Origin of the sequence: Bombella pollinis, from assembly GCF_026385485.1 — a bacterium.
GTDB lineage: Bacteria > Pseudomonadota > Alphaproteobacteria > Acetobacterales > Acetobacteraceae > Bombella > Bombella pollinis.
The window spans coordinates 70,499-87,344 of record NZ_JANIDX010000006.1; the positions used below are offsets into that span (position 1 = coordinate 70,499).

General features: G+C 53.8%; 15 protein-coding genes. All 15 read left to right on the top strand.

The features are described from left to right. The first annotated feature begins 4 nt into the window (after positions 1-4). The 15 genes from rplK (at position 5) to rpsS (ending at position 16,844) form a co-directional block, all read left to right on the top strand. The gene (gene rplK, locus NQF89_RS06995) at positions 5-439 is read left to right on the top strand and encodes a 50S ribosomal protein L11 (RefSeq protein WP_099026841.1); all 435 of its coding nucleotides are present in this window, start codon (positions 5-7) and stop codon (positions 437-439) included. Between the two features lie 3 nt (positions 440-442). Next, complete coding sequence (gene rplA, locus NQF89_RS07000) at positions 443-1,135, top strand: 50S ribosomal protein L1 (RefSeq protein WP_155573639.1); 693 nt, start codon at positions 443-445, stop codon at positions 1,133-1,135. 260 nt (positions 1,136-1,395) lie between these two features. Then, the gene (gene rplJ / locus NQF89_RS07005; protein WP_099026839.1) at positions 1,396-1,920 is read left to right on the top strand and encodes a 50S ribosomal protein L10; all 525 of its coding nucleotides are present in this window, start codon (positions 1,396-1,398) and stop codon (positions 1,918-1,920) included. Positions 1,921-1,980: 60 nt separating this feature from the next. Further along, positions 1,981-2,358: a 50S ribosomal protein L7/L12 gene (rplL, locus tag NQF89_RS07010; RefSeq protein ID WP_155573638.1), complete on the top strand. Its 378-nt coding sequence runs from the start codon at positions 1,981-1,983 to the stop codon at positions 2,356-2,358. Positions 2,359-2,584: 226 nt separating this feature from the next. Further along, complete coding sequence (gene rpoB / locus NQF89_RS07015; RefSeq protein ID WP_155579547.1) at positions 2,585-6,751, top strand: DNA-directed RNA polymerase subunit beta; 4,167 nt, start codon at positions 2,585-2,587, stop codon at positions 6,749-6,751. 82 nt (positions 6,752-6,833) lie between these two features. Further along, a complete protein-coding gene (gene rpoC / locus NQF89_RS07020; protein ID WP_266137855.1) occupies positions 6,834-11,150 on the top strand; it encodes a DNA-directed RNA polymerase subunit beta' in 4,317 nt (1,438 codons plus the stop codon). A 320-nt stretch (positions 11,151-11,470) separates the two neighbouring features. Further along, entirely contained in the window at positions 11,471-11,842 is a 372-nt protein-coding gene (rpsL, locus tag NQF89_RS07025) for a 30S ribosomal protein S12 (RefSeq protein ID WP_023979007.1), read from the top strand. 12 nt (positions 11,843-11,854) lie between these two features. Further along, the gene (gene rpsG, locus NQF89_RS07030; protein ID WP_099026835.1) at positions 11,855-12,331 is read left to right on the top strand and encodes a 30S ribosomal protein S7; all 477 of its coding nucleotides are present in this window, start codon (positions 11,855-11,857) and stop codon (positions 12,329-12,331) included. Between the two features lie 105 nt (positions 12,332-12,436). Further along, complete coding sequence (gene tuf, locus NQF89_RS07035) at positions 12,437-13,627, top strand: elongation factor Tu (protein ID WP_155573636.1); 1,191 nt, start codon at positions 12,437-12,439, stop codon at positions 13,625-13,627. 112 nt (positions 13,628-13,739) lie between these two features. Next, entirely contained in the window at positions 13,740-14,048 is a 309-nt protein-coding gene (gene rpsJ, locus NQF89_RS07040) for a 30S ribosomal protein S10 (RefSeq protein WP_018980179.1), read from the top strand. Between the two features lie 10 nt (positions 14,049-14,058). Continuing rightward, positions 14,059-14,742 carry a 50S ribosomal protein L3 gene (gene rplC, locus NQF89_RS07045; RefSeq protein WP_155573635.1) on the top strand — a complete coding sequence of 228 codons (684 nt, stop codon included), beginning with the start codon at positions 14,059-14,061 and terminating at the stop codon, positions 14,740-14,742. A 5-nt stretch (positions 14,743-14,747) separates the two neighbouring features. Beyond that, on the top strand, positions 14,748-15,362 hold the full coding sequence (rplD, locus tag NQF89_RS07050) for a 50S ribosomal protein L4 (RefSeq protein WP_099026832.1): 615 nt from the start codon (positions 14,748-14,750) through the stop codon (positions 15,360-15,362). Positions 15,363-15,403: 41 nt separating this feature from the next. Continuing rightward, the gene (locus tag NQF89_RS07055; RefSeq protein ID WP_196424781.1) at positions 15,404-15,700 is read left to right on the top strand and encodes a 50S ribosomal protein L23; all 297 of its coding nucleotides are present in this window, start codon (positions 15,404-15,406) and stop codon (positions 15,698-15,700) included. Positions 15,701-15,718: 18 nt separating this feature from the next. Further along, positions 15,719-16,549: a 50S ribosomal protein L2 gene (gene rplB, locus NQF89_RS07060; protein ID WP_155573633.1), complete on the top strand. Its 831-nt coding sequence runs from the start codon at positions 15,719-15,721 to the stop codon at positions 16,547-16,549. Between the two features lie 16 nt (positions 16,550-16,565). Continuing rightward, entirely contained in the window at positions 16,566-16,844 is a 279-nt protein-coding gene (gene rpsS / locus NQF89_RS07065; protein ID WP_043557836.1) for a 30S ribosomal protein S19, read from the top strand. Positions 16,845-16,846: the final 2 nt, after the last annotated feature.

The following is a 16,846-nucleotide window of genomic DNA, read 5'->3' on the forward strand; positions in this document are numbered from 1 at the left end:
GGATATGGCCAAAAAAGTTGTTGGCTACATCAAATTACAGATTCCGGCTGGTAAGGCGAATCCGTCTCCCCCAGTTGGTCCTGCGCTCGGTCAGCGCGGGTTGAACATCATGCAATTCTGTAAAGAGTTCAATGCAAAGACGCAGGGTCTTGAGCCCGGGATGCCGATCCCGGTCGTCATTACGGCTTATGCGGACCGTACCTTTACGTTCATCACCAAAACCCCGCCGAACACTTACTTCTTGCTCAAGGCCGCCAAGATCACCAAGGGTGCTCAGACAGTTGGTCGTGCGGCATCTGTTGGCTCTGTGACGACAGCTCAGCTGCGTGAGATTGCTGAGAAGAAATTCCAAGACATGAACGCAAACGACATTGATGGTGCCGTGCGTATGCTGGCTGGGTCTGCTCGTTCCATCGGTCTTGATGTGGTGGAGGGCTAAGAAATGGCTAAAAACAAACGTATTGCTGCTCTGCGCGCCAAGGTTGATAGCGAGAAGCTCTATTCCCTGAATGAGGCTGTAGCTCTGGTAAAGGGTAATGCGACCGCAAAGTTTGATGAGACGGTCGAGTTCGCGATCGGGCTGGGCGTTGACCCTCGTCATGCTGACCAGATGGTCCGCGGTTTGATCTCCCTACCGCATGGCACAGGTAAAACATTGCGCGTTGGTGTGTTTGCCCGTGGGCCGAAAGCGGAAGAGGCGCAGGCTGCTGGGGCTGAGGTTGTCGGTGCTGAGGATTTGGCCGAGAAGATTCAGGCTGGTGAGATTGAGTTCGATCGCTGCATCGCAACACCGGATATGATGGCTCTGGTCGGGCGTTTAGGTAAGATTCTTGGTCCGCGTGGTTTGATGCCGAACCCGCGCCTAGGCACCGTGACAATGGATGTAAAGGGCGCGATTGAAGCCGCTAAGTCCGGTCAGGTGGAATATCGCGCTGAGCGTGCTGGTATCGTGCATGCTGGTGTTGGTAAGGCTTCCTTCTCCGAGTCTCAGTTGGCCGAGAACGTGAAGGCCCTTGTTGATGCACTCCAGAAGGCTCGTCCTACTGGTGCAAAAGGGACTTACCTGAAAAAAGCTTCCCTTTCTTCCACAATGGGGGTAGGGGTACGCGTTGACCTTTCCAGCTTTGAAGGCTGAATGAGGTTGTAAGGAATCGCCATCCTTCGGGATGGTGCTGAGCGGTGATGAGCCGCTCTTTTCCTGTCCAAGAGCGCATGTGGGGTATCCCCTTGAAGCTAAAGTAGCGCAGGCGTGAGACGGGTAGAACGTATTTTACCTCTGGGTATGGTGCGGTCTTCTCATCATGGACAGGCGAGCGGGCTTTGTTCTGCCATTGCGTGGGGCAGGGCCTATGGGTAACCTGGTTCGAGATAATCGGACTAACGAGGAGACAGGTTTTGGACCGTACGGAAAAACGGGCCTTTGTCGAGTCCCTCAGTAAAGTGTTCGGCAGCACCTCCATGGTTGTCGTCACCCAGAATCTGGGTCTGACGGTGGCTGATGCGACAGAGCTGCGCCGGAGCATTCGTGCTGTGGGTGCGACATATAAGGTTGCGAAGAACCGGCTGGTCAGCCGGGCTCTGGATGGGACCCAGTTCGACGGTATTGCGCCGCTATTCAAAGGCCCGACGGCCATTTCTTGGTCGGATGAGCCGGTTGGCGTGGCGAAGGTACTTGTCGAGTTCGCCAAGAAGAATGACAAGCTGGTGGTGCTTGGTGGTGCCCTTGGTAACCAGACGCTGGACGTCAATGGTGTCAAGGCTCTGGCTGAGCTTCCATCTTTGGACGAGCTGCGTGCACAGCTGGTGGGTATGATCAGTACCCCAGCAACGCGCATTGCAGGCGTCACCCAAGCTCCGGCTGGGCAGCTTGCTCGCGTTCTTGGTGCCTATGCCAGAACAGGCGACACAGAAGCCGCTTAATGAACAAGGTGGCTCGCATGTGTGTGGCTGCCTAACTTACATATCTTAGAGGATATTATCATGGCCGATTTGGCAAAACTGGTTGACGAACTCTCCGCTCTCTCCGTTCTGGAGGCTGCTGAGCTTTCCAAACTTCTGGAAGAGAAATGGGGCGTTTCCGCTGCTGCTCCGGTTGCTGTTGCTGCAGCTGCTCCGGGTGCTGCTGGTGGCGAGGCTGCTGCTGACAAGACCGAGTTTGATGTTGTGCTGGCTAAGGCTGGTGACAAGAAGATCAACGTCATTAAGGAGATCCGCGGCATCACAGGTCTGGGCCTGAAGGAAGCTAAGGAGCTGGTTGAAGGCGCACCGAAGACCATTAAGGAAGGCGCAACCAAGGAAGAAGCTGAGAAGATCAAGAAGGCTCTTGAAGAGAACGGCGCATCTGTCGAGATCAAGTAAGAGTTTAATCCTGGCGGCCCCCTCTCAGGGGGTCGTTGGAGCGCGTGGGCGGGTGCTTTGTTGTGCCCGCCCCATTTGCCGTTGACAGGAAGTTTGCTTATAGTAGGCACTCCGTCACGCGTCATAGAGTAGGGGTAAGCCAGCCGTTCAAGTCGTCTGTCGTCTCTATTAAGAGGCATGGGACTAACACGGACGACTTGAAGGTCTGGTTCAGAGGCAGGATAAGATGGCGATCACAAAATCCTTCACAGGGCGTAAAAGGATCCGCAAAAGCTTCGGGCGTATTCCCGAGATTGCGCCGATGCCTAATTTGATTGACGTGCAGCGGGCTTCATATGAAGCATTCCTGCAAATGAATGTGCGCCCCGATAGCCGCGAGGCAGCGGGCCTTCAGGAGGTTTTTCGCTCCGTTTTCCCAATTCATGATTTTGCTGGGCGTGGTCGGTTAGACTTCCAGTATTATGAGTTTGAGGAGCCGAAATATGATGTGGAAGAATGCATCCAGCGCGGGCTAACTTATGCTGCTCCGCTGAAGGTCATTCTGCGTCTAACAACATGGGATATTGATGAGGATACAGGGACACGCTCCATTCATGACCTGAAGGAGCAGCCGGTCTATATGGGCGATATGCCGCTCATGACAGATAACGGCACCTTTATCATCAACGGGACCGAGCGCGTCATTGTTTCGCAGATGCATCGTAGCCCCGGCGTGTTCTTCGACCATGATAAAGGCAAGACACATTCTTCCGGTAAATATCTCTTTGCAGCGCGTATTATCCCCTATCGTGGCTCTTGGTTGGATTTTGAGTTCGATGCGAAGGATATTATCCATGTCCGTATCGACCGTAAGCGCAAATTGCCTGTCACTACGTTGCTTTATGCCTTAGAGGGAGAAAATTACCTCAAGGCGCGTGAGGCCAAATTGGCTGAAGGTGGCGATGTTGATGCGCTAGAAGTCACGGGGATGGATGAGGATGAAATCCTCGCTAACTTCTATGGCACGGTGCCCTTCACACGCATGGGGAGTGAGTGGGCGCGTCCGTTTGACCCAGAGGCTTTTCGTGGCATTAAGCTGCTCAGCCCGCTCGTGGATGCGGATACGGGTGAGGTCGTTGCAGATGCCGAGACAAAGCTAACAGCGCGCGTTGTTCGTAAAATTGCTGAAAAGACCCGCGTTGTGCAGGTTGGGCGGTTGGATATTCTGGGCCGCTTCATCGCTCATGACCTCGTCAATGAAAAGACGGGTGAGATCTACGCGGAAGCCGGCGAGGAGCTTACGGAAGAAAAGCTTGCCGAGCTGGAAGAGCTTGGCCTAACGGAGCTGCCCGTTCTTGCCATTGATGGTACGCATGGCCCGTGGATTCGTAATACGCTTATGGCGGATAAGAACACCACGCGTGAGGAGGCGTTGATCGATATTTATCGCATCATGCGCCCCGGCGAGCCGCCGACCCGTGAGACGGCGGAGGCTATGCTGCGTGGTTTGTTCTTCTCGCAGGATCGTTACGACCTCTCTGCTGTTGGCCGTGTGAAGATGAACATGCGGCTGGATGTGGATGCGCCTGATACGCTGCGGACGCTGCGTAAAGAGGATATCCTACGCACGGTTAAGATTCTGTGCGACTTGAAGGATGGACGTGGTCAGGTTGATGATATTGATAACCTGGGTAACCGCCGCGTCCGCTCCGTTGGGGAGCTGATGGAGAATCAATATCGCATCGGCTTGCTGCGGATGGAGCGTGCTATCCGTGAGCGGATGGGCTCTGTCGATATTGATACCGTCATGCCGCATGACCTCATCAATGCGAAACCGGCTGCGGCTGCTGTGCGTGAGTTCTTCGGTTCTTCCCAGCTTAGCCAGTTTATGGACCAAACCAACCCGCTCTCTGAGGTAACGCATAAGCGGCGTCTCTCCGCTCTTGGGCCGGGCGGGTTAACGCGTGAGCGCGCAGGCTTTGAGGTTCGTGACGTTCATCCAACGCATTATGGTCGTATCTGCCCGATTGAGACGCCAGAAGGGCCGAATATTGGTCTGATTAACTCCCTGGCGACTTACGCAAAGGTCAATAAATACGGCTTTATCGAGACGCCTTATCGTCTGGTGAAGGATGGTGTCTTCCAAGATGGTTGGAAGTATCTTTCCGCGATGGAAGAAGAGCGTCTTTTGGTGGCGCAAGCGGATGCTAAGCAGAGCAATAACCGCTTGACTGATGAGCTTGTTGCTGTGCGTCAGACGGGTGATTTCCGCCTCGTAGCCCCGGAGCAAGTCACGGCGTGTGACGTCTCACCAAAGCAGCTCGTCTCTGTTGCGGCGGCGTTGATTCCGTTCTTGGAAAATGACGATGCGAACCGTGCGCTCATGGGTTCAAACATGCAACGTCAGGCCGTGCCTCTGGTGCGCGCGGATGCGCCGCTCGTGGGTACGGGGATGGAAGGGCCTGTCGCACATGATTCTGGGGCGACCATCATCGCTAAACGTGGCGGTGTGGTGGACCAGCTCGATGGTGCGCGTATTGTTATCCGTGCCACGGATGAACAAGGCGCAACGCAAGGTGTGGATATTTACCGCTTGCGGAAATATATGCGCTCCAACCAGTCCACATGCTTGAATCAACGTCCACTAGTGCGGGTTGGGGATCAAGTTGTGGCAGGGGACATCATCGCAGATGGTCCTTCTACCGAGCTTGGGGAGCTGGCTCTGGGGCGTAACGTTCTCGTGGCCTTCGTGCCGTGGAATGGGTACAACTTCGAGGATTCGATCCTGATTTCCGAGCGTATTGCGCGTGATGACATCTTCACTTCAATTCATATTGAAGAGTTTGAGGTCATGGCCCGTGATACAAAGCTGGGGCAGGAAGAAATTACGCGTGATATTCCCAATGTTGGGGAAGAAGCCCTGCGCAACCTTGATGAAGCTGGCATTGTTTATGTTGGGGCCGAGGTTAATCCGGGCGATATCCTCATCGGTAAGGTGACACCAAAGGGTGAAAGCCCGATGACGCCGGAAGAAAAACTTCTGCGTGCCATCTTTGGTGAGAAAGCCTCCGATGTGCGCGATACGTCTCTGAAGCTTCCGCCGGGGACAAGCGGCACAGTGGTTGATGTGCGCGTCTTCTCCCGCCGCGGGGTGGATAAAGATGAGCGCGCCATGGCGATTGAGCGTTCCGAGATTGAGCGTCTCGCTAAGGACCGTGACGATGAGCGCGGGATTCAGGAGCGTAGCTTCTATAACCGTCTTAAAGAGCATCTGATTGGCCAAGAGGCTGCGGCTGGCTTTAAGGGGATTCGTGCAGGTACGCCTATCACGGCGGAGCTGCTTGCTGAGCACCCACGTACAACATGGCGTAACATTCCGGTTGCTGATGTTGCGACTATGGCGCAGCTTGAGACATTATGTCGTGAGTTTGATGATGCTGTTAAGCGCATCAATTATCGCTTCGATAATAAGGTCGAGAAGCTTCAGCGTGGTGATGAGCTGCCGCCGGGTGTGATGAAGATGGTTAAGGTCTTCATTGCGGTGAAGCGTAAGCTTCAGCCGGGTGATAAAATGGCCGGTCGTCATGGTAATAAGGGTGTGGTCTCCCGCGTTGTGCCGGTTGAGGATATGCCCTTCCTTGAGAATGGCCAGCCTGTTGACCTGCTATTGAACCCTCTTGGCGTGCCATCGCGTATGAATGTGGGGCAGATTTTGGAGACCCATCTCGGATGGGCCTGTGCCAATATCGGCCAAAGCATTGGTGCAATGGTAGATGAATATCAGCGCACGGGTGAGAAACGGCAAGAGTTGTTGGACAAGCTGAAAGATGTCTATGGGGAGGAAATCTTCAAAGAAGACATCGCCAGCATGGATAACAACCAGCTGATTGAACTTGCCAATAACCTGCGTAAGGGTGTGCCTATTGCTACCCCAGTCTTCGATGGGGCATCTATCCCTGATATTGAGGGAATGCTGAAGAAGGCTGGTGTGAGCGAGACGGGGCAGTCCCAGTTGATTGATGGGCGGACGGGTGAAGCGTTCGAGCGTCAATCCACCGTTGGTTACATCTATATGCTGAAGCTGCATCATCTTGTTGATGACAAGATTCACGCACGTTCGATTGGTCCTTACTCGCTGGTCACCCAGCAGCCGCTTGGTGGTAAGGCTCAGTTTGGTGGGCAGCGTTTCGGGGAGATGGAAGTCTGGGCATTGGAGGCTTACGGGGCGGCTTATACGCTTCAGGAAATGCTGACAGTGAAATCCGATGACGTCTCCGGCCGTACAAAGGTGTATGAGGCGATTGTTCGGGAGCAGGATGATTTTGAAGCAGGTATTCCAGAAAGCTTCAACGTCCTTGTGAAAGAACTGAAGTCGCTTGGTTTGAATGTCGAGCTTGAGCAGGGGGGGCTGTGAGGGCAGTGCTTTCCGCTCCTTCTTCATTGTTCATGTTTAACGTGCCGGCGGTATGTCGTTCGGCACAATGGGGTTTCGGCAAATGAACGATCTCATGAAGATTCTCGGTCAGTCTGGGCAGTCAGGCACGTTTGACCAGATCCGTATTCAGCTTGCTTCGAGCGAGCAGATTCGGTCTTGGTCTTATGGCGAGATCAAAAAACCAGAAACGATCAATTACCGGACGTTCAAGCCAGAGCGCGATGGTCTTTTCTGTGCGCGCATTTTTGGTCCGACTAAGGATTATGAATGTCTGTGCGGTAAATATAAGCGGATGAAGTTCCGCGGGATTATCTGCGAGAAATGTGGCGTAGAGGTCACCTTAGCCAAGGTGCGGCGCGAGCGGATGGGGCATATCGATCTAGCCTCGCCGGTGGCTCATATTTGGTTCCTCAAGTCCCTTCCTAGCCGTATTGCCACAATGCTGGATTTGCCGCTCAAAGATGTTGAGCCCGTCCTGTATTTTGAGAAGTTCTTGGTGCTGGATAAAGGGGTTTGTGAGTCCGACCAAGTCGAATCTTACAAGCATGGCAAGCGTCGTGATCAATATTTGCTGGATGAAATCCGCTGCGAAGAATTGATGGATGAGTTCGCTGATGATGGTCTGGATGTCGGCATCGGGGCGGAGGCGATTAAACGTGCGCTCTCCAGCTATAATTGGGGTCTTCCCAATGCTGAGGAAGCCGAGCTAAGCCGCGCGGCAAAGGAGCGGGGCGAGGCGGATCCCTTCGATTACGATGCAGATGTGATGGAAGGCGATTCGGAAAAGACCATCATGCGCAAGAAATTGCGTAAGGCGACATCCGAGGCAGCGCGTAAGAAGCTCGTCAAACGCTTGAAGATGGTGGAAGCCTTCGTGGAGAGCGGGGCTAAGCCGGAATGGATGATTCTGGACATTGTGCCGGTGATTCCGCCGGAGCTGCGCCCTCTCGTGCCATTGGATGGCGGGCGTTTTGCAACATCCGACCTCAATGATTTGTATCGCCGTGTTATCAACCGTAATAACCGTCTAAAACGCCTCATTGAGCTTCGTGCGCCCGATATTATCGTGCGTAACGAAAAGCGTATGCTGCAAGAGGCGGTGGATGCGCTGTTCGATAATGGTCGCCGTGGACGTGCCATTACCGGGGCGAATAAACGGCCGTTGAAGTCCCTTTCTGATATGCTGAAAGGGAAGCAAGGTCGTTTCCGTCAGAACCTTCTTGGTAAGCGCGTGGACTATTCTGGTCGTTCCGTCATTGTGGTGGGGCCGGAGCTGAAGCTGCATCAATGTGGTCTTCCTAAGAAGATGGCTTTGGAGCTGTTCAAGCCGTTCATCTACTCCAAGTTGGAGAAGTACGGGCACGCAACGACCATTAAAGCCGCTAAGCGTATGGTCGAGAAAGAGCGGCCGGAAGTTTGGGATATTCTTGAGGAAGTTATCCGCGAGCATCCGGTGATGTTGAACCGTGCGCCAACGCTTCACCGTCTGGGGATTCAGGCCTTCGAGCCGAGCCTCGTAGAAGGCAAGGCGATTCAGCTTCATCCGCTCGTTTGTACTGCTTTTAATGCGGACTTTGACGGTGACCAAATGGCCGTGCATGTGCCTCTCTCCCTAGAGGCGCAGCTAGAGGCACGCGTGTTGATGATGTCTACCAACAACATCCTCAGCCCTGCCAATGGTAAGCCCATTATTGTGCCGTCTCAGGACATTGTGCTTGGCCTGTATTATCTGAGCCTTGAAGTGCCAGAATACCGCCTCACACCTGATGAAGCAGAGATTAAGGATGGCAAGGTCGTTAAAGCTGGGCCGCCTGCTTATGCAGCGGTTGCCGAGATTGAGGCCGCTCTGCTTGCTGGTGCATTAAAGCTGCATGATAAGATTCGTCTGCGCTTGGATGTGCAGGATGAGGAGGGCAAGTCCGTCCGTCAGACGGTGCTTACAACCCCTGGTCGTGCTTTGATTGCTCAGATTCTACCTAAGAATCCGGCCATTCCTTTCAGCTTGATTAACCGTCAGCTGACGAAGAAGCTGGTTTCCGACGTGATTGATACGGTGTATCGTCATTGTGGGCAGAAGGAAGCGGTTATCTTCTGTGACCGTCTGATGGCTCTTGGTTTCCGCCATGCTGCGAAGGCCGGTATTTCCTTCGGTAAGGACGACATGATCGTCCCAAGTGAGAAGGCAACCTTGGTTGCCAAGACGACCGAGGAAGTAAAGGAGTTCGAGCAGCAATATCAGGAAGGTCTGATTACCGCTGGCGAGCGTTACAACAAGGTGGTGGATGCGTGGTCGCGCTGCACGGACGAGGTGCAGGCCGCCATGTTGAAGGAAATCTCCAAGCAAGTGCCGGGCAAGCCCACTAATTCTGTGTGGATGATGAGCCACTCTGGGGCTCGTGGGTCACCAGCACAGATGAAGCAGCTTGCCGGTATGCGTGGCCTGATGGTGAAGCCATCAGGTGAGATTATCGAACAGCCGATTGTTGCTAACTTTAAAGAAGGTCTGTCGGTTCTCGATTACTTCACCTCGAGCCATGGTGCGCGTAAGGGTCTTGCCGATACTGCGCTTAAAACAGCGAACTCCGGGTATCTTACCCGCCGTCTGGTCGATGTGGCGCAGGATTGCATCATTATCGAAGCAGATTGCGGCAGTGAGCGTGGTTTGGTTGTTCGTGCCGTGATGGATAGCGGTGAGGTTGTAGCCTCCTTGGCAGAGCGTGCTCTGGGGCGGACCTTGGCGAAGGATGTTGCTCATCCTATGACGGGTGAAGTGCTGCTGGAGCGTAACCGCCTGTTGGATGAGGCGGATGTCGAGCGGCTTGAGGAAGCAGGGATCGAGGCGGTTGAGATTCGTTCCGTTCTCACCTGCGATAGTCAGGCTGGCATCTGCGCCCATTGCTATGGGCGTGACCTTGCTCGTGGTACACCAGTGAATATCGGTGAGGCTGTGGGTGTAATTGCCGCTCAATCCATTGGTGAGCCTGGTACGCAGCTTACGATGCGGACCTTCCATATTGGTGGTGCGGCGACCCGTGGTGCGGAGCAATCCATGGTGGAAGCCTTCCGTGATGGTAAGGTGACCATCCGCAACCGCAATGTGGTGCAAAACTCACAGAATGTCCCTGTAGTGATGTCCCGTAACTGTGAGATCCTGCTTATTGATGAGACCGGGGCAGAGAAAGCCCGGTATCGTGTGCCTTACGGGGCGCGCTTGATGGTCTCGGAAGGGCAGGAGGTAAAGCGCGGTGATAAGATGGCTGAGTGGGATCCTTACACCCTCCCCATCATCACCGAGCAAGCTGGTACGGTGGAGTATCAAGACCTGATCGACAGTATCACACTGGTTGAGCGGGTTGACGAAGTCACCGGCCTAACCTCTCGCGTGGTTGTGGACTACAAACAAGCCGCGAAGGGTGTGGACCTACGGCCTCGCTTGCAGTTGAAGGACGCTCAAGGGAATGTGGTTCGTCTTGCCAATGGTAATGAGGCTCGCTACTTCCTCTCTCCCGACAGTATTCTCTCGGTAGAGAATGGGGCAGAGGTTCATGCGGGTGACGTGCTGGCCCGTATCCCGCGTGAAGGATCTAAAACGCGTGATATTACCGGTGGTCTACCGCGCGTGGCAGAGCTTTTTGAGGCACGCCGTCCGAAGGACCATGCGATTATTGCAGAAGGTGATGGTCGTATTGAGTTCGGCAAGGACTATAAGGCTAAGCGTTGTGTCATCGTGCATAATGATGAAACAGGCGAGCGAAAAGAATATCTGATTCCTAAGGGCAAGCATATTTCCGTTCAGGAAGGTGACTTTGTTCAAAAGGGTGACCCGCTGGTGGATGGCCCCCGTGTTCCGCATGATATTTTAAAAGTCATGGGGATGGAGGCTCTGTCTGACTATCTCGTTAATGAGATTCAGGATGTTTACCGCCTGCAAGGTGTGAAGATTAACGATAAGCATATCGAAGTAATCGTCCGCCAGATGTTGCAGAAGGTTGAGGTTCTGGAGCCGGGTGATTCCACTTACCTTATTGGTGAAACAGTGGATCGGATTGAGTTTGAGCGCGATAATAAAGCTCTTCTGGAGCAAGGGCGTGAGCCAGCAAAGGCGATGCCGATTCTTCAGGGGATTACCAAAGCATCGTTGCAAACGCAGTCCTTTATCTCGGCGGCCTCCTTCCAAGAGACGACACGCGTGCTTACAGATGCTGCTACATCAGGCAGAATCGACACGCTTGGCGGCTTGAAGGAGAATGTGATTGTCGGTCGTTTGATCCCCGCAGGGACAGGCGGTGCTATGCGGCGGTTGCGTAGTCTGGCAGCCGATCAGGCTCCGACACAGCTCCCTAAAGGGCTGGATGAGGTGGAGGACGCCGCAGAGTAAGGATTCTGGATGTTTAAGCCTCTCTGTTGGTACAGAGAGGCTTGACAGTGAGGCCAAGCCCTCTTAGGGTTCGCGCTTCAGACAGTTCCCGCTTGTTAAGGTGAAGGAATCGTCCCAGAGTAAAAAATAGCGTCTGGCACTACTTCCGTTTCTGTAAGAAAGGGGTTAAGTCCAGAGGCAAGTCGCTACGGGAGGAGGAGTCTCTCCTTCTCTTCGGTGCAATTGTGCGAGACAGGCGGTTCAGCCGCGTGTCGGTTAGAACGGAATGTCGTGGTGGGAATGTCTCCCGCCAGCATATGGACAAGGATTGGGAAGGGCGCATGCCGACCATCAACCAGTTGATCGCAAAGGGCCGTGAGCCGGCCGCAAAGCGGAACAAGGTTCCTGCTCTGCAGGGATGTCCGCAGAAGCGTGGTGTTTGCACACGTGTTTATACTGTAACGCCGAAGAAACCGAACTCCGCCCTGCGTAAGGTCGCCAAGGTGCGCCTGACCAACGGGTATGAGGTGGTGAGCTATATTCCTGGTGAAGGGCATAACCTTCAGGAGCATAGTGTTGTTCTTATCCGCGGTGGTCGCGTGAAGGATCTTCCCGGTGTGCGTTACCACATTCTACGTGGTGTGTTGGATACGCAGGGTATCGCAAAACGTCGTCAGCGTCGTTCGTTGTATGGCGCGAAGCGGCCGAAATAAGGGGTATTTGGAATGAGTCGCCGTCATCGCGCTGTTAAGCGTGAGATCCTTCCCGATCCAAAATTCGGAGATGCCGTCATTACGCGCTTTATGAATGCGCTTATGTATGATGGTAAGAAATCTACTGCCGAGCGCATCGTTTATGGAGCACTTGAAGTGCTGCGTAAGCGTGGTGGGTCCAGCGCGGACCCGGTGGCTATGTTCCACTCGGCATTGGATAATGTAAAACCGGCCGTTGAGGTCCGCTCCCGTCGTGTCGGCGGTGCGACCTATCAGGTTCCGGTAGAGGTTCGTGCAGAACGCCGTCAAGCTCTGGCTATTCGCTGGTTGATTGATGCGTCCCGCAAGCGTGGTGAGAACACCATGCAGGACCGTCTTTCCAATGAGTTGATGGACGCGGTGAATAACCGCGGCGCAGCCGTCAAGAAACGGGAAGACACGCACCGCATGGCTGAAGCCAATAAGGCATTCAGTCATTATCGCTGGTAATTTTACCAGCTAAGGCTTCCGGTCACTATCTGCTTGCAGGGTGGCCAGCATGAAGTTTCAGTCATACCTTTGGCCCTTGCCGGGTCAAGGTTTTGGAGAGAGACGATGGCAAAGGCTAAATTTGAGCGTACTAAGCCGCATGTTAACATCGGCACGATTGGTCACGTTGACCATGGTAAAACCACGCTGACGGCTGCAATCACAAAGACACTGGCTGAGACCGGTGGTGCAACCTTCAGTGCTTATGATCAGATCGATAAGGCTCCTGAAGAGCGCGCTCGTGGTATTACGATTTCCACAGCGCACGTTGAGTATGAGACGGATAACCGTCACTACGCTCACGTGGACTGCCCCGGTCACGCTGACTATGTGAAGAACATGATCACTGGTGCGGCGCAGATGGATGGTGCCATTCTGGTTGTGTCCGCTGCTGACGGCCCAATGCCGCAGACACGTGAGCACATCCTTTTGGCTCGTCAGGTCGGTGTGCCGGCTCTGGTTGTCTTCTTGAACAAAGTTGACCAGGTTGACGATCCAGAGCTTCTGGAGCTGGTGGAGATGGAAGTTCGTGAGCTTCTGTCCTCCTACGACTTCCCTGGCGATGATATCCCCATCGTGAAGGGTTCCGCTTTGGCAACTCTGGAAGATGGTGATCCAGCCCAGGGTAAGGAAGCTATCCGTGAGCTGATGAAAGCTGTTGATGCTTACATCCCGCAGCCTGAGCGTCCGGTTGATCGTCCTTTCTTGATGCCGATTGAGGACGTGTTCTCCATCTCTGGTCGTGGTACCGTTGTGACGGGCCGTGTCGAGCGTGGTGAAGTCAATGTTGGTGACGAGGTCGAGATCGTTGGTCTTCGTCCGACCACAAAAACAACAGTTACGGGCGTTGAGATGTTCCGTAAGCTGCTGGATCGTGGTGAGGCTGGTGATAACATTGGTGCGCTGCTCCGTGGTACGAAGCGTGAAGATGTTGAGCGCGGTCAGGTTCTGGCTAAGCCGGGTACAATTACCCCGCACAGCAAGTTCAAGGCTGAGGCTTACATCCTGACGAAGGAAGAAGGTGGCCGTCATACGCCGTTCTTCACTAACTATCGTCCGCAGTTCTATTTCCGTACGACGGACGTGACAGGTGTTGTTACATTGCCGGAAGGCACCGAGATGGTGATGCCGGGTGATAATGCTACCATGGATGTCGAGCTGATTGCTCCGATTGCTATGGATGAAGGCCTCCGCTTCGCTATTCGCGAAGGTGGCCGTACAGTGGGTGCCGGCGTGGTGGCTTCCATCAGCGCCTAAGGTCCGACTGGTTTTGAATATGGAACCCCGGTCGAATTTTTTCGGCCGGGGTTCCATTTCTAAATAAAATGCAGTAGGACAGCATCCGGTTTAGTAAGGATGAAGTGAAATCATGGACGACCAGAACATCCGCATTCGCCTTAAAGCGTATGATCATCGCGTGTTGGATAACAGCACAAAGGAGATTGTGAATACGGCGAAGCGTACGGGTGCGCGGGTACGGGGGCCAATCCCTCTGCCGACGCATATTGCCCGGTTTACTGTGAATCGTTCACCGCATGTGGATAAGAAAAGTCGCGAACAGTTCGAAATGAGAACACATCGCCGCTTGCTCGACATTGTCGAGCCGACTCCGCAGACCGTGGACGCCCTCATGAAGCTCGACCTCGCCGCTGGCGTTGATGTCGAGATTAAACTCTAAGGTCCAGACGATGCGTACCGGATTGATTGCAAAAAAGCTGGGGATGACCCGGCTCTTTAAAGAAGACGGCACACATGTGCCGGTGACGGTGCTGCACCTTGATAATGTCGAGGTTGTGGATGCCCGCACAAAAGAGCGTGATGGCTATACGGCTGTTCAGCTTGGTATGGGTGCGGCAAAAACAAAGCACGTTACAAAAGCGAACCGTGGGCACTTTGCCCGTGTGAAGGTTGAACCCAAGAAAAAGCTGGTCGAGTTCCGCGTGGCAGAAGATGCCGTTCTGGAATCAGGGACGAAGCTTTCTGCTGCTCATTTTGTTGTGGGTCAGAAGGTGGATGTTACTGGCCGCAGTAAAGGTAAAGGTTTTGCTGGTGTTATGAAACGCCATAACTTTGCCGGGTTGGAAGCCACACATGGTGTGTCTATTAGTCACCGCTCTCACGGCTCTACAGGCCAACGCCAGGATCCTGGTAAGGTCTTTAAGGGCAAGAAGATGGCTGGTCACCTTGGTGATAAGCGGGTGACAACACAAAACCTCGAAATTGCTGCTGTGGATGAGGAGCGTAACCTGATTATGGTGCGCGGTGCTATCCCAGGTGCCAAGAACAGTGTTGTTCTGGTTCGCGATGCAATCAAGAAGGCCCGCAATGCGGACGCGCCCTATCCGGCTGCGACCGTAGGGGCCGCCGGGTGAGGGATATGGAATACGATATCAAAACCCTCGATAACGGGAGTGCAGGCAAAGTCGCACTGCCGGAAGAGATTTTCGGGATTGTCCCCCGCAAGGACATTATGGCCCGTGTTGTGAACTGGCAGCTCGCTAAGCGTCGTGCTGGGACGCATGCAACGCGCGGCATGGGTGCTGTTTCTGGTACGACAAAAAAGCCGTACCGCCAAAAGGGAACAGGCTCTGCTCGTCAAGGCTCTTTGAGAGCGCCGCAGTTCCGTACTGGTGGTGTGGTTCATGGGCCGGTTGTGCGCGATCATGGCTTTGATTTGCCTAAGAAAGTGCGCCGTCTTGGTTTGCGGTCTGCTGTTTCTCAGAAAGCGTCTGAAGGTAAGTTGATCATCCTTAAAGACCTCTCTGGTGTTGAGAAGACACGCGATGCAGCGGTTCGTCTAAAGGCTCTCGGTTGCTCTTCTGCTTTGATTGTTGATCAAGTAGCCGACCAGCCTTTCGCGCGCGCAATTTCCAACCTGCCGAAGATTGATCTTCTGCCTACGGTTGGGGCGAATGTTTATGATATTCTCAAGCATGATGTGTTGGTAATTACCCACGCTGCTCTTGAGGGTCTCAAGGAGCGTCTGGCATGACAACAAAAACTGTTTTGAATGCCCGTAAGGCCGCAGCAAATCTGTCTCAAGAGGCTCTGTTTGATGTTCTGCGTGCGCCGGTGATTACGGAGAAGGCAACATTGCTCTCCGAAAAGAATCAGGTTGTTTTCAAAGTTGCTTTGGAAGCTACTAAGCCGCAGATTAAGGTCGCTGTTGAGACACTCTTTAAGGTGAAGGTTGCTGGTGTCAGCACTTTGGTCCAAAAGGGTAAAGTGAAGCGAGTTAAGGGTCGTCCAGGTCGCCGTTCTGATGTCAAGAAGGCGTATGTTCAGCTTGCTGAGGGTCAATCGATCGACCTTACAGCGAAGCTTGGTTGACGCGCGGGGTAAAAAACTATGGCATTGAAGCACTTTAATCCCACGACACCAAGCACTCGTGGTACCGTGCTGATTGACCGGAGCGAGCTTTGGAAAGGCAAGCCCGTCAAGCAGTTGACGGAAGGTAAAAACAAGACTGGTGGTCGCAATAATTACGGGCGTACGACTGTGCGCTTCCGTGGTGGTGGGCATAAGCAGTCTTATCGTTATGTTGATTTCAAGCGGCGTAAGTTTGATGTTGCTGCGACGGTTGAGCGTCTGGAATATGACCCTAACCGCACAGCCTTCATCGCACTCATCCGTTATGAAGATGGTGAGCTGGCCTATATTCTGGCTCCTCAGCGTGTGAAGGCTGGTGATCGTGTGATTGCAGCTCATCATGCTGATGTGCGCCCAGGGAATGCTATGCCGCTGGCATCTATGCCGGTGGGGACCATCATTCATAATATCGAGCTAAAGCCGGGTGCTGGTGGTAAGCTTGCCCGCTCTGCTGGGAATTATGCTCAGCTGGTTGGTAAGGATGCTGGTTACGCGCAGATTAAGCTGCAATCTGGTGAGCTGCGTATTGTGCGCGGTGAGTGCATGGCAACGGTTGGTGCTGTGTCTAATCCGGACAACATGAACCAGCATTTCGGTAAGGCTGGTCGCCGTCGTTGGATGGGTCGCCGTCCGCATAACCGCGGTGTGGTTATGAACCCTGTTGACCATCCACATGGTGGTGGTGAGGGGCGTACGTCCGGTGGTCGTCATCCTGTGACACCTTGGGGTGTACCGACAAAGGGTTACAAGACGCGTACCAACAAGAAGACGGACAGCCTGATTATCCGTCGTCGTAAAACTGGTAAGTAAGAGAGGGGCATAGAAGATGGCACGTTCCGTCTGGAAAGGCCCGTTCGTCGACGGGTATCTGTTTGGTAAGGCTGAAAAGGCTCGTGCATCGGGCCGGAACGAGGTGATTAAGATTTGGTCACGTCGTTCTACCATCCTGCCGCAGTTTGTCGGGCTGACGTTCGGCGTCTATAATGGTCAGAAGTTCCTGCCTGTGCAGGTTACGGAGCATATGGTTGGTCATAAGTTTGGGGAGTTTTCTCCGACCCGTACTTATACCGGTCATGGTTCCGATAAGAAATCGAAGCGAGGCTGAGC